A 13,991-nucleotide genomic window follows, 5' to 3' on the forward strand; every position below is an offset into this window, starting at 1 on the left:
CCTGCTGCTATTTTTCTATGATCTCTAAAACTTTTTCTGAGAGTGGTGCTCTAGGCAAAGCAATACCTGGTTTTCAACCTCGTCAGTCCCAATTGGACATGGCTGAAGCGGTGGCGACTGCCATTAAAGATCAAACTCAGCTGGTGGTAGAAGCTGGAACGGGGACCGGAAAAACATTCGCCTATCTTGCTCCAGCCTTGCTCAGCGGTAAGAAAATAATAATCAGCACAGGGTCTAAAAACCTTCAAGAGCAGTTGTATCATCGTGATTTGCCTTTAATGGTGAGCTCACTCGGCTTTTACGGCAAAGTTGCTCTGCTGAAAGGGCGCTCCAATTATCTGTGTTTAGATCGCCTTAGTCGTCAAATGGTGGAGAGCCACACCAACGAATCGGATCCTACTTTGCTAACTCAATTGGTTAAGGTGAGGAGTTGGGTATCCGAAACCAAAACCGGTGATTTGGGTGATTGCGACGAGATTGCAGAAGATAGCGTCATTATTCCTACCATTACGTCCACTAATGATAATTGCTTGGGGAAAGAGTGCCCTAGCTACACCGACTGTTTCGTACTTAAAGCCAGAAAAAATGCGATGGATGCCGATGTTGTTGTGGTCAATCATCACCTATTTCTTGCAGACCTTGCGATCAAAGAGACGGGCTTTGGTGAACTGATACCAGAGGCGGATGTTTTTATTTTCGATGAAGCACATCAACTTCCAGATATTGCGAGCCAATATTTTGGTCAATCTGTCTCCAGCCGACAAGTACAAGAGTTGGCAAAAGATATCGAAATAGCCTATCGGACAGAAGCCAAAGACATGCGTCAATTGCAGAAGGTGGGTGACAGGCTTACTCAATCGGCGATGGACTTGCGTATCGTTTTAGGTGAACCGGGTTTTCGTGGAAACTGGCGTGAAGCGTTAAATTCATCAGTGGTCGCGAGGGAATTGACACGCTTGCAAGATGCACTCGACCTAGCCGTTGATGTTCTCAAAATCGCCTTAGGTAGAAGCCAACTGCTTGATACTGCTTTTGAACGGGCGAATACGATAAAAGGCCGAATTAATCGAGCTTGTGATGTCTCCATTATGGGGTACTCATATTGGTTTGATACCACGCCACGTCACTTTAGTTTGCATATCACCCCACTGTCGGTTGCCGATAAATTTCATGAGCAGATTGAATTAAAACAGGGGAGCTGGATTTTTACCTCAGCGACGTTAGCAGTGTCTGATGATTTTAGTCACTTCACCTCGCGCCTTGGATTAAAGCCAACCGCGCAGCTTTCGCTGCCTAGCCCTTTTGATTATCAGCAACAGGCGAGGCTCTGTGTTCCTCGTTATTTACCCGAGCCTAACAGTGTAGGGCTTGCCGATAAATTAGTTGAAATGCTTGCACCATTGATTGAAGAGAACCAAGGTCGCTGTTTCTTCTTGTGTACTTCCCATAGCATGATGCGAGAGTTGGGCGAACGGTTCCGTGACACCCTGACGATTCCTGTTCTGCTGCAAGGTGAAACCAGTAAACAGAAAACACTGGCGGAATTCATGGAGCTTGGTAATGCACTGTTAGTGGCCACTGGAGCATTTTGGGAAGGTATAGATGTTAGAGGTGACACACTTAGCTGTGTTATCATCGATAAATTACCCTTTACGGCACCTGATGATCCATTGCTAAAAGCAAGAATTGAAGATTGCCGATTGAAAGGTGGGGAGCCTTTTGCACAGGTTCAATTGCCCGATGCCGTCATCACCTTGAAGCAAGGGGTTGGGCGATTGATTCGAGATAAAACCGATCAAGGGGCTTTGATTATTTGTGATAATCGATTAGTGACGAGAGACTATGGTGGCACTTTCCTAGCTTCTCTTCCGCCTATCCCACGAACACGAGATTTAGGTGTTGTAAGAGATTTTTTAAGTGAGATCTCCACCACTGAAAATACAACTTTAGACATAACAGATAAATAACTTGAGATATTGATGAGCGCGAAAATTCTTGCTTTGGACACATCAACAGAAAACTGTTCTGTTGCACTTATGGTAAACGGACAGACTTACGTTCGTAGTGAAATCGCACCGCGAGACCATACAAAAAAGATCCTACCAATGGTGGATGAAGTACTCAAAGAAGCGGGTATTTCTCTGAACGATTTAGATGCACTCGCTTTTGGGCGTGGGCCAGGTAGTTTTACCGGTGTAAGAATTGGTATCGGAATTGCGCAAGGATTAGCGTTTGGTGCCGATCTTCCTATGATTGGAATTTCAACGCTTGCCGCGATGGCTCAAGGTACATACCGTGTGAATGCTCATACCAATGTTGCTTGTGCGATTGATGCTCGAATGAGTGAAGTTTACTGGGGACGTTTTACTCGTCAAGATGATGGTAACTGGGGTGTTGCGGATTCTGAATGCGTGATCCCTCCAGCAGAGCTAGTAGAACACACTCAACCCGATTCATTAATTTGGGGTCACTCAGGTACTGGATGGGACGCATATAGCGACGAATTCTCTGGTTTAGCACTTCAACTTGAAAAAAGTGAGGTTCTCTTCCCTGAAGCTCAAGATATTGCATTCCTAGCGCAGTACGAATGGGAAAATGGCAATACCGTTCTGGCTGAAGAGGCAAGCCCGGTCTATTTACGAGACAAAGTGGCGTGGAAAAAGCTTCCAGGTCGAGAGTAGTCTATATACTGTAAGTGAGGGCGAGCAAAACTTGTCTTCACTTTCATTTTCGACTTTAGTTAAAACTATAGCCGAGAGCTTTGCTGCATAGGGTATTTATGGCATCAATTAATGGCTTACCTCCTTCGATTGTCCCTAATACAAAGAAAACGACAAGAAAGAACGAGGTAAAAAAAGGACAAGGTAGTACTTCAGTTGGTCAACCAACTAAAGTGGCGAATGCTGTTGCCAACTCAATTAAACATGTCAGCGAATCTGATATCCGTGATGCTCAAATCCAATATGATCTTCCCCCTGAAGGTCGAGCAAGAAAAGCTATGGAACAGTATATGGGTGTGATGAACCAAGCAAAAAGAGAGGAACTTGCTCAGCTGCTTGGCGTCGATATATACATCTAAGTTGGGCTTACCCCTTCAATGTGAAATAACTCTAGGATCTCTTTGTGTACCAAGCCACGCAGTACCCAACCGCCAGCGGATCAATCTCTGCCATTGAAATAGGGGAACCATCGACCGCGCTGGTAACCCTCGTCTTTATCCATGGTTGGCTAGATAATGCAGCCAGTTTTTTGAGTGTGTTTGAGCAACTTGCGCCTGCATCTCATATACACGCTATTGCTATTGATTTGCCGGGGCATGGTTTATCAAGCCATAAATCAGCATCCAGCTATTACCCCTTTCATGACTATATTGATGATATTTACCAAGTTTTGCACAAAATATCGCCAAACAAACTGGTGTTGGTGGGACATTCACTTGGTGCATTGATAGCAAGTTGTTATAGTGCCGCCTTTCCTGAACAAGTGGCGGGATTAGTTCAAATCGAAGGCAAGGGGCCTCTTTCTGAATCTCCTCAAAAGAGCGTACAGCGTATGCGAAATGGGGTTCTAAGTAGGCAACGACAACAGCGGAAGCCTTCTCGCCCTTTACGCAGCCAAGAAGATGCCATTATGCTGCGGGCACATGTCAATGAACTGCCACGTGAAACCATTGCACCTATCGTGAAGCGGGGAACCGTACTTAAAGATGGTCATTGGCATTGGAGTCATGACCAGCGGTTAAAGTGCGACTCAATATATCGAATGTCGCCTGAACATGCACAAGTCATTAACATGGCGATTCAATGTGAGCAGCTGATCATTCTCGGTGATAACGGTTTTGACTATTTGTTGAATGATAGCGACACCTTTCATAATGTTCGAGCGAAATTAGTTACAATTCCAGGTGGGCATCATTGTCATTTGGAATATCCAGAACGTGTTTCAGAGCTAATTCTTGGCTTAGTTAACAAAATTTAAACAAGTGTTTGAGTGTTTCGTGCTCAAGTGCTCCGGCTGTGCTGTAATAGTCTGCAATTGATTAATCGCGGCAATAAGACCGTCAGCCCAATTACGAGGAATTTTATTGTGGATAAACCTTGGCTAACACGCTATCCAAATGACGTACCAGAAACAATTAACCCAGATCAATACCATTCATTAATCGATATGTTTGAGCAGTCCGTACAGAAGTATGCGGATCAGCCAGCATTTATGAATATGGGTTCGGTGATGACTTTCCGTAAATTGGAAGAGCGTAGCCGAGCATTCGCTGCATATTTGCAAAATGATTTAAAATTGCAAAAAGGCGATCGTGTTGCGTTGATGATGCCAAACTTATTGCAATACCCAGTAGCGCTATTTGGTGTACTACGTGCGGGTATGATTGCAGTCAATGTGAACCCTCTTTACACCCCTCGTGAGTTAGAACACCAACTCAACGATGCGGATGCAAAAGCTATTGTGATTGTCTCAAACTTTGCAAGCACGTTAGAAAAAGTGGTGGATAACACGCCAGTTAAGCATGTTGTCCTGACCAGCTTAGGACAAATGCTACCAAGAGCGAAGGGAACCATCGTTGACTTTGTGGTGAAATACGTCAAAGGAATGGTGCCAAAATACGATCTTCCTGGTGCAATATCTTTCCGAAAAGCGTTACATAAAGGCCGTCGCCTTCAGTATGTAAAACCGTTCATGACGGGCGATGATATTGCATTCTTACAATACACTGGTGGCACAACTGGTGTGGCGAAAGGTGCAATTCTGACTCACCGTAATATGCTGGCAAATGTCCTACAAGCTAAAGGTGCATACGGGCCAGTGCTTACTGAAGGACGCGAAACCGTCGTCACGGCTCTTCCGCTTTACCACGTGTTTGCGCTGACGGTAAACTGCTTGCTGTTCATTGAGATTGGCGGTAATAACTTGTTGATCACCAATCCACGAGATATCCCTGGCTTTATCAAAGAGCTGCAAAAGAACTCTTTCACTGCGATTACTGGTGTGAATACACTATTTAATGCGCTAGTGAATAATGAAGATTTCCATGAGCTTGATTTTAGTAACCTGCGTTTGGCTGTTGGTGGTGGGATGGCAGTGCAACGAGCGGTTGCTGACCAGTGGAAGAAAATCACAGGTGGTTACTTATTAGAAGGCTACGGGCTGACAGAGTGTTCACCTTTAGTTGCCGCTTACCCTTATGATTTAACTGAATATAATGGATCGATTGGCTTACCGGTTCCTTCGACTGAAGTTCGAATTGTTGATGAAGAAGGTAATCATATTGGTAATGATCAAGTGGGCGAATTGCAGGTTCGTGGCCCGCAAGTGATGCAAGGTTACTGGCAGCGTCCTGAAGCGACTAAAGATGTGATCGATCAAGATGGCTGGTTATCCACTGGCGATATCGTGAAGTTTGATGATGATGGTTTCTTGCATATTGTTGATCGTAAAAAAGATATGATCTTGGTTTCTGGTTTCAATGTTTACCCGAATGAGATTGAAGACGTCGTTGCTCTACACGGCAAAGTGCTTGAAGTTGCGGCAATCGGTCAGCCACATGATGTTTCTGGCGAACTGGTGAAAATCTATGTGGTTAAACGTGATCCTAGCTTAACCAAAGAAGAGATTATCGCACACTGTAGAGAACATCTAACGGGTTATAAAATTCCTAAGATTGTTGAATTCAAAGAAGACCTACCAAAAACCAATGTTGGTAAGATTCTACGTCGCGTGCTTCGAGAAGAGAATGACGCGAGAATCGAGCAATCTTCAAAACCAGCCGCTTAGGTTTCTATAATTTAGGTTTTGTAACTTAAGTCTTGTAACTTTGAGTTTTCAGATTAGCCTTTAGCGGATAATGGCTTGCGTAGTATTTATAGATGAAGTGCTATGCGCATAAGCTTTATAAGGGTGAGTGTTGTGTAGCGCGATGATTTGAACAATAAGTACAACACGCTACATAGGTTTAATGATAAAATGCCGGCCGCTAATGCCGGCATTTTTTATTGCTCTTATACAGATAAGAGTTTCGAGAGAGTATTTGTGAATTACCAAATCATTACCGAGTTGAAAGATCTAGAGCGAGTTTGCCAACAAGCCCGTGAAGTTGATGTTGTGATGCTAGATACCGAGTTTGTCCGCACCAGAACCTTCTATCCAATCTTAGGCTTGATACAGTTATTTGATGGTAAAACATTATCACTTATCGATCCGGTTGCTTTGGATGACATGACACCATTCGTTTCACTGCTGCAAGACACATCAGTTCTGAAAGTGTTGCATGCTTGCGGTGAAGATCTCGAAGTGTTCCAAAACTCATTTGGTTGCACGCCATTCCCAATGGTTGATACGCAAGTGATGGCGGCATTTTTAGGCCACGGCTTATCGACAGGTTTTGCGACATTAGTGAATGAGTTTATCGGCATTGAATTAGATAAGAGTGAGTCAAGAACTGACTGGGTTGCTCGTCCTCTTACCACTCGCCAACTCGAATATGCGGCAGCGGACGTATTCTACTTAATGCCGCTTTATGAGAAGTTACTTGAAAAAGTAACCGAGGCCGGCTGGTGGGAAGCCGCGCAGCAAGAGTCTGATTTATTGGTCTCTAAGCGAATCAAAAATATTGACCCTGAAATGGTTTATACCAATATCAAAGGGGCGTGGCAGCTTACACCGCAGCAACTGGCTATTCTGAAGCCGTTGGCAACGTGGCGTTACCAAGAAGCGATTCGTCGTGATTTAGCGCTTAATTTTGTCTTTAAAGAGCAAGAATTATGGACGGTTGCACGATTCTCGATGAAGAACCAAAGGCAAATGGAACAAGAAGGTATTGATCCTCGCTCTATTCGTCGCCACGGTGCAAAAATAGCGTCAATTATTAGTGCGGCAGAGCAAACGCCAGAAGATGAATATCCAGATGCTATTGAACGTTTGATGGACTACCCGGGCTACAAGCAGATTTTTAAAGTGCTTAAAGATGAAGTAAAGCGAGTGTCACAATCGTCAGGGCTATCACCAGAGTTTTTGGCTTCAAAGAAACAGCTAAATCAATTCTTGAACTGGGTTTGGAAGAAAAACCGAGATTCAGCGAAGTTGCCGGATGTGATGCAAGGTTGGAGATTGGAGATTTTAGGTCAACGTTTAGATAAGTTGCTTGAAGCTTAATTGTACTGAACCCAGAACATAAAAAAGGGTGAAAATGTCGATGACGTTTTCACCCTTTTTGTATCTGTGACTTTTAACGCATTACGTTATTTTGAACGTATTTACTCGCGGTACGCCAAATTACTTTTCGTCGTCTGGTAATTTAACATTCAGTTCTAAAACCGAAATGTCATCGCCTTTGTGCTCAAATGAAAGGTCAACCATTGATGGGTCAACGTCAACGTATTTAGCGATCACTTTAAGAATATCTTCTTTTAGTTGAGGCAAATAAGATGGTGCGGGATCATTATGGCTACGGCGCTCTGCAACAATAATTTGCAGGCGTTCTTTCGCCAAGTTAGCGGTTGTCTTTTTTTGTGGACGGAAAAACTCTAATAATGACATGACAAATTAGCCCCCAAATAGTCGTTTGAAAATGCCTTTCTTCTCTTCAACTAGGAAGCGAAAATCTACTTGCTCACCCAATAGACGGGCAACAGCATCGTCATAGGCCATACCAGCATCAGATTGTTCATCAAAAATAACGGGCACACCTTTATTTGATGCATTGAGTACTGCTTGGCTTTCAGGAATAACCCCTAGCAATGAGATATGTAGGATCTCTTCTACATCTTCTACGCTAAGCATTTCACCTTGATTAACACGAGCTGGGTTGTAACGAGTTAGCAAGAGGTGCTGTTTAACAGGTTCTAACCCTTCCTCCGCTCGGCGAGACTTAGAATCAAGAATGCCCAAAATTCGGTCTGAATCGCGAACAGAAGAGACTTCTGGGTTAGTCGTGACGATTGCTTCATCAGCAAAGTATAGCGCCATTAACGCACCTTGCTCGATACCCGCAGGAGAATCACAGATAATAAAATCAAAGCCCATCTCATCCAGTTCAGCGAATACTCGTTTTACGCCATCTTTTGTCAGCGCATCTTTATCACGAGTTTGGGATGCAGGAAGAATGAAAAGATTCTCAGTGCGCTTATCTTTGATCATCGCTTGATTCAGAGTCGCTTCACCGTTGATCACGTTTACAAAATCATAAACAACGCGGCGTTCACAGCCCATGATCAAATCAAGATTTCGTAAGCCAATATCAAAATCAATTACCGCGGTTTTCTTGCCTTTTAAAGCAAGGCCCGATGCGATAGCGGCGCTGGATGTCGTCTTCCCAACCCCACCTTTACCTGACGTTACAACAATAATGCGTGCCATTATTTTATCCTTAATAATTTAAATACTGAGTACATCTAAATGGAGAACGTCATCAGTCATGCTTAGCATCACTTTTTTCTGCCAGTACTCACTTTCAATTTGATCGCTGAGCCAGTAATTTCCTGCAATGGAAACCAGCTCGGCTTGTAAATCGTTACAAATCACTTTTGCTTCTTTTTGACCGCTTGCCCCTGCGATAGCGCGACCACGCAACGTCCCATGAATGTGAATGCTACCATCGGCAATCACCTCAGCTCCGGCACTGACATGGTTCAAAATAACCAGATCGGCATCTTTTGCGTAAACTTGCTGGCCTGAACGAATAGGCGTTCGGACAATTTTTGTGGGAGCCATTTTTGCAGGCGCTTGTGAAGGCGTTTTACTTGCCGTCATCACTGCGAACCCAGCTTCAGAGGCTAAGTTTTGCTCACGTTTATCTTTGCAGCCAGTAACACCAACAGGAATCATCCCCGCGTTGGTGATGCCTTGCTTCAGTTCCGCGAAATCAATATCGCCTTGAACTTTACTGATGTTAATCACAACAGGAGCAGAAGCGAAGAAAGAGGGGGCTTGAGCCACTTTCTCATTTAAAAAATCAACCGTACTAGCAACTTGATTATCAGATAAATGCAAAACTGATAGAGTAAAGCTGCTACCTTTTAGGTCTGGTGTAGTAGACATCGAAAACTTAAGACCTCAGTGGAATAGGCATTGCCTGAAACTAGGCATGTCATGTTATATTCCCAATTCAAGCACAGCAAGTTATCTTGTTGTCAAATGAACGTTTTATTCTCAAAATTGTATAAAGATTGAGAATTCATAAAGAATCTCTGTATTGGCAGAGAGAATTACTAAAGAAGGCTTGTCATGCTGTGTTCTATTTATAAAAGCTCAAAGAAAGAAGGTACATACTTATACATCCCCAAAAAGGATGATTTTTCACAAGTTCCTGACACTTTGATGCAGATGTTCGGCAAACCTAGCTTTGTTATGGTTATCAAGACGGAAGGCCGCACACTGGCTCAAGTTGATATCGAAAAGGTGAAAGAGTCGTTAGCCTCGGATGGCTACTTCTTGCAGTTACCACCACCGCCAGAAAACTTATTAGAGCAACACAAAGAACGAAAAGCACAACAACGTAAGAGCTAAAAAATGAAAGCTAATTAGCTTAAGGAGCCCGTTTGAAATCAGTACTGTCTATCTTGCTTAGTGTAGGGATTGCTAGTCTCTCAACAACTTCGGCCTATGCCGATAGCGATTCTGTAGAAAAACCCAGTTTTGAGCAATATGTTGAACAATTAAAGCAGCAAGGTCGTGAGCAAGGGATCTCTGAGCAGATTTTATCACAAGCGTTTGCTGACGTGACTTACAAACCGAGAGCAGTAACAGCGGATCGTAATCAGCCTGAAAAGAAGTTGACCTTAGATGAGTATATTCCACGAGCAGTGCCAGATTGGAAAGTTAAACAAGCGAAAAACCTTTATAAGCAGCACTACGCCGAACTGAAAAAGATTGGCGATGAATATGGGGTTCAGCCTCGATTCATTGTCGCGTTATGGGGCGTGGAAAGTAACTTTGGGAAATTCACCGGTAATTATAACGTCATCGATGCATTATCGACTCTTGCTTATGAGGGGCGTCGTGAAGCCTTTTTCCGTAAAGAGACCATGGCAGCATTAACCATTCTAAATGAAGGTCATATTGAGCCGGAAAATTTGAAAGGTTCATGGGCAGGCGCGATGGGCCAACCTCAGTTTATGCCATCTTCATTTTTAGCTTATGCTGCTGATGGTAATGGTGATGGCAAAAAAGATATTTGGAGTAGCGAAGCGGATGTTTTCGCCTCTGCGGCCAGCTATTTAAGCCAATCGGGTTGGGATGATACTTATACGTGGGGAAGGCAAGTACGAGTACCTCACTCCATCTCTACCGAGCTACAAGGTCGTGATGCTGAGAAGGCCAAAACGCTGGAAGAGTGGCAAGCGTTAGGTGTGACTCGTTATAACGGTAAGCCTCTTCCTAAGCTGGACAAGCCGCTGAATGCTTGGCTGATCTTACCTGATGATGTCGACGGGCGAGCTTATCTTATTTACAACAACTACAATGTATTGATGAAGTGGAACCGCTCGTATTACTTTGCATTAGCGGTTAGCCATTTGGCCGATAGAATCAAGTTTCATTAGTCAAAGCGTAATAATACCAATCACAGTAAGTAGGTGGTAATAAAAAGCGCAGGAAAAATGCTTGAGAACAAGGCAGAAATTTTCGATAAGTAGTTATTCTACAATCAAAATTTCTAACGCCGTTATCGAGTATTTTAACAAGCTAGGATGACCAGTTATTTACTACGATTGGTATAATCATCCGCTAGATCGAAAACACCGCTCACTATTCATGGGCGGTGTTTTTTTGTTTAAATCGCTGTTATTGCAGTCATTACTATTATCGATCAGTCGCTGCTTTGAACTCGAAACAAGAACAAGTGACAGCAGCGATTAGTCTTAGATTTAACGACGATATTGCTCACAAGCGATCATGGTATTTTCAATCAAGCTCGCTACTGTCATCGGGCCAACGCCGCCTGGAACTGGGGTGATAAAGCTGGCTTTCTCTTTCGCGACATCGTACTCAACATCACCAACTAACTTGCCTGACTCTTGGCGGTTGATGCCCACATCGACCACAACTGCGCCTTCTTTAATCCATGCGCCAGGGATAAAGTTTGCTTTACCCACTGCGACCACAACCACATCCGCTTGGCGTACATGGCTTTCAAGATCTTTGGTGAAACGGTGACAAGTCGTCGTCGTACAACCTGCTAGAAGTAGTTCCAGCGTCATAGGGCGGCCAACAATGTTCGACGCACCAACCACAACTGCATGTTTACCGCGCAGATCAATATTGTAGCGGTCAAGTAGGGTGATGATCCCTTTTGGCGTGCAAGAACGAAGTTTTGGGATACGCTGAGCTAAGCGACCGACGTTATAAGGGTGGAAGCCATCAACATCTTTTTCCGGAGTGATACGCTCTAAGATATGTGTGGTATCAATGCCTGCAGGAAGAGGTAGCTGTACTAAGATGCCATCGATTTCAGGATCTTCATTGAGTTGGTCAACTAAAGCGAGCAGTTCACTTTCACTTGCCGTAGCAGGTAAGTCATAAGATTTTGAGACGAAACCAACTTCATCACAAGCTCTACGCTTACTTCCAACATAGACTTGTGAGGCAGAATCTTCACCGACTAAGACTACCGCTAGGCCGGGAGCTCGCAGTCCGGCTTCTCTTCGCGCTTTTACACGTGCGGCGACTTCCGAGCGAACCGTTTGAGAAATTAACTTTCCATCAATGTTTTGAGCAGTCATGACTTTCCTTAGAAAATGGTCTTGAAATTAGAGATGTTAATAATTTTTAGCGCATTGTGGCAGAAATTGTTTTTTATTTCCATTAAGCAATCGTTTGCTTTGTTCTATTTTTCATCACATAAGCACCAGTTGAGCTTTTTTTGGTCATTCAGATCATAATGTTAGATAAAAGCGTTGCTTTAGCTCTGTCATCTCGTATAATTCACCCCACAAAGCGCCCTTAGCTCAGCTGGATAGAGCACCTGCCTTCTAAGCAGGTGGTCACAGGTTCGAATCCTGTAGGGCGTACCATATTAAAAGAACCGCTGTAAGTGTATGCTTGTAGCGGTTTTTTGCATTATGAGCTTTTATTTTACCTCTGCTGTTAATGCCTCTTCTCTCTCTGATTTTCCTCTTCGCTGTTATCTCGACATACAAATAACCACTGATAAATTAAGGGTTTATGCATTTGATTTCATTTAAAATGTTTGGCATGTTGTCTTACTACTTGTTGATTTAATCTCTCTTTTAAAGCGGTACTAGAACGAAATGATTAACGGGTAAATCGCCATTAGCATGAGGCTGAATGGATTCTTTCATCAAAGGAGAAGATGATGAGCATAGAAACATGGATGTACTATTTACTTGCCGTTTTGATACTAACCGCATCCCCAGGGCCCAGTTCACTACTGTGTATGACCAAAGCGGTGAGTTCAGGTTTTAAGTTGTCGATCTTTACGGCCTTGGGAAGCTTAACCGCCATTACTGGAATTTTAACGTTGTCGTTTACCGGACTAGGGGTGCTAATTGCCTCATCTGAAATGGTGTTCAATATTGTTAAATGGACAGGGGCGGCTTACTTGGTTTACTTAGGTTGGAAAGCGTTGACCTCGACGCAAGAGTCTTATCAAATTGATGGTCAGGCTCAACCTGATAATGCGAAGCGCATCGCTCATTTTACGAGTGGTTTCATTGTCGGAGCCAGCAACCCTAAAGCCATTTTATTCTTTACCGCTCTTTTCCCACAGTTCATTGACCCTAACGCTTCATTGCTTGCTCAATATGCAGTATTTGCGACGACCTTTGCTTGTATGGAACTCTCTTGGCTGCTCTTTTATGCCTATCTTGGTTCTAAGTCCTCAAACTGGATATTAGCCAAAGGGAGAGCCAAGTTATTTAATAAGCTTACAGGCGGTGTATTTATGAGTGCAGGCATATTGCTTTCCACCACCAGTCGCTCTTAAGCCCTTAACTCTTTAAGTGATCGGGAATTCTTTTGGTTATAGCGGATTCGATGTTGCTGCGGATTCTCGGTGGTAACATTCTCGTGGCAACATTGGTATCGTTATCAGGCTTGAGGCAAAAAATCCAAATTAGGTGCACATCAAAAACCTTGGCTAAGTTTCTAGTCAGTGTAAATTGTGATCATTGCCCTGCTTAGTCTCTAATAATTATATAAATAGGCATGATTAAACGTATCAGCCAGACTTACACTGTGTTAATTCGGTGTAATGAAAAAGGTTTAGGGATGCACACAAAGACTCACATACTGGTTGTTGATGATGATCAGGAGATCCGAGAGCTACTAGAAGAGTATCTCACCAAGTCTGGATTTTTTGTGTCGTCTGTCAGTGATGGTGTGGAGCTAGCGCAAGCAATAGAAGTTAACGGTTATCCTGACCTGATTTTGCTTGATGTAATGTTACCGGGTGAAGATGGATTCACATTGTGTCAAAAAGTTCGAAAACACTCCAACGTTCCCATTATTATGCTGACAGCGGTGTCCGATGAGACCGATCAAATCATTGGTCTTGAAATTGGTGCTGATGATTATATCGCGAAGCCATTCAGCCCTCGTCAGTTAATGGCGCGAATAAAAGCCTTGCTACGTCGCGTTCAGGCTAGTGATGAGAAACCGAGCGATGCACTTCCTAAGTTGATCACGTTTGGTGATTGGCAGCTCGATACTTTAGCGCACCGAATCATCAACCTTGAGAATAACGATGAGCATGACCTGTCAGGGAGTGACTTTTCTCTGTTGATGCTGTTTTTGTCGCGTCCTAATGAAGTCTTAGATCGAGATACCATCTCATTCGCGACTCGAGGCAGAGAAGCCTTACCGTTTGAACGCGGGATTGATGTTCAACTCAGTCGTTTGCGTCAACGGTTGGGTGATAGCGGTAAATACCCTCACTATATTAAAACCATGCGTGGAAACGGCTATATTCTGGCAGTTCCTGTCAATATTGAGCATTAACTTCAGATGTTAATCAATGGATGAGG

The 13,991-nt window shown here is 43.6% G+C and carries 14 protein-coding genes and 1 tRNA gene; 11 read left to right on the top strand and 4 right to left on the bottom strand.

Annotation, left to right across the window (positions count from 1 at the left end):
- Nucleotides 1-17 precede the first annotated feature (17 nt).
- From yoaA to rnd, 6 genes are all read left to right on the top strand, one after another.
- Complete coding sequence (gene yoaA, locus L4C39_RS08085) at nt 18-1,967, top strand: DNA repair helicase YoaA (protein WP_429745317.1); 1,950 nt, start codon at nt 18-20, stop codon at nt 1,965-1,967.
- Between the two features lie 12 nt (nt 1,968-1,979).
- Nucleotides 1,980-2,681 (top strand): tRNA (adenosine(37)-N6)-threonylcarbamoyltransferase complex dimerization subunit type 1 TsaB, encoded by a 702-nt coding sequence (tsaB, locus tag L4C39_RS08090; protein ID WP_429745319.1) that lies wholly within the window; start codon nt 1,980-1,982, stop codon nt 2,679-2,681.
- A 98-nt stretch (nt 2,682-2,779) separates the two neighbouring features.
- Nucleotides 2,780-3,079, top strand: coding sequence for a hypothetical protein (locus L4C39_RS08095; RefSeq protein WP_017051327.1), 300 nt, complete (start codon nt 2,780-2,782; stop codon nt 3,077-3,079).
- 44 nt (nt 3,080-3,123) lie between these two features.
- Complete coding sequence (locus L4C39_RS08100) at nt 3,124-3,978, top strand: alpha/beta fold hydrolase (RefSeq protein ID WP_429745321.1); 855 nt, start codon at nt 3,124-3,126, stop codon at nt 3,976-3,978.
- 108 nt (nt 3,979-4,086) lie between these two features.
- The gene (gene fadD, locus L4C39_RS08105) at nt 4,087-5,787 is read left to right on the top strand and encodes a long-chain-fatty-acid--CoA ligase FadD (protein ID WP_017051325.1); all 1,701 of its coding nucleotides are present in this window, start codon (nt 4,087-4,089) and stop codon (nt 5,785-5,787) included.
- Between the two features lie 255 nt (nt 5,788-6,042).
- Nucleotides 6,043-7,164: a ribonuclease D gene (gene rnd, locus L4C39_RS08110; protein ID WP_029203230.1), complete on the top strand. Its 1,122-nt coding sequence runs from the start codon at nt 6,043-6,045 to the stop codon at nt 7,162-7,164.
- Between the two features lie 120 nt (nt 7,165-7,284).
- Here the strand turns inward: rnd and minE are convergent, their stop codons facing one another.
- Genes minE through minC form a run of 3 tightly spaced genes read right to left on the bottom strand, consistent with a single transcriptional unit; the run spans nt 7,285 to nt 9,048 of the window.
- Nucleotides 7,285-7,548 (bottom strand): cell division topological specificity factor MinE, encoded by a 264-nt coding sequence (minE, locus tag L4C39_RS08115; protein ID WP_017051323.1) that lies wholly within the window; start codon nt 7,546-7,548, stop codon nt 7,285-7,287.
- Between the two features lie 6 nt (nt 7,549-7,554).
- On the bottom strand, nt 7,555-8,367 hold the full coding sequence (minD, locus tag L4C39_RS08120; RefSeq protein WP_017051322.1) for a septum site-determining protein MinD: 813 nt from the start codon (nt 8,365-8,367) through the stop codon (nt 7,555-7,557).
- An 18-nt stretch (nt 8,368-8,385) separates the two neighbouring features.
- Nucleotides 8,386-9,048, bottom strand: coding sequence for a septum site-determining protein MinC (minC, locus tag L4C39_RS08125; protein ID WP_017051321.1), 663 nt, complete (start codon nt 9,046-9,048; stop codon nt 8,386-8,388).
- A 186-nt stretch (nt 9,049-9,234) separates the two neighbouring features.
- Between minC and L4C39_RS08130 the strand changes: the two genes are divergently transcribed.
- Together L4C39_RS08130 and L4C39_RS08135 are read left to right on the top strand one after the other, a co-directional pair.
- Nucleotides 9,235-9,516 carry a YcgL domain-containing protein gene (locus tag L4C39_RS08130; RefSeq protein ID WP_017051320.1) on the top strand — a complete coding sequence of 94 codons (282 nt, stop codon included), beginning with the start codon at nt 9,235-9,237 and terminating at the stop codon, nt 9,514-9,516.
- Between the two features lie 68 nt (nt 9,517-9,584).
- Nucleotides 9,585-10,550 (top strand): lytic murein transglycosylase, encoded by a 966-nt coding sequence (locus L4C39_RS08135; RefSeq protein ID WP_429745524.1) that lies wholly within the window; start codon nt 9,585-9,587, stop codon nt 10,548-10,550.
- Nucleotides 10,551-10,874: 324 nt separating this feature from the next.
- Here L4C39_RS08135 and folD read toward each other — a convergent pair whose 3' ends face one another.
- Nucleotides 10,875-11,729 carry a bifunctional methylenetetrahydrofolate dehydrogenase/methenyltetrahydrofolate cyclohydrolase FolD gene (gene folD, locus L4C39_RS08140; protein ID WP_136993956.1) on the bottom strand — a complete coding sequence of 285 codons (855 nt, stop codon included), beginning with the start codon at nt 11,727-11,729 and terminating at the stop codon, nt 10,875-10,877.
- A gap of 214 nt (nt 11,730-11,943) precedes the next feature.
- On the opposite strand from folD, the gene L4C39_RS08145 reads away from it, so the two are divergent.
- From L4C39_RS08145 to L4C39_RS08155, 3 genes are all read left to right on the top strand, one after another.
- A tRNA-Arg gene (locus L4C39_RS08145) sits at nt 11,944-12,020 on the top strand.
- Nucleotides 12,021-12,322: 302 nt separating this feature from the next.
- A complete protein-coding gene (locus tag L4C39_RS08150) occupies nt 12,323-12,952 on the top strand; it encodes a LysE family translocator (protein WP_171756140.1) in 630 nt (209 codons plus the stop codon).
- 284 nt (nt 12,953-13,236) lie between these two features.
- Entirely contained in the window at nt 13,237-13,965 is a 729-nt protein-coding gene (locus L4C39_RS08155) for a response regulator (RefSeq protein ID WP_017053353.1), read from the top strand.
- Nucleotides 13,966-13,991: the final 26 nt, after the last annotated feature.

The organism is Vibrio clamense, assembly GCF_050337905.1.
Taxonomy (GTDB): Bacteria; Pseudomonadota; Gammaproteobacteria; order Enterobacterales; family Vibrionaceae; genus Vibrio; species Vibrio cortegadensis.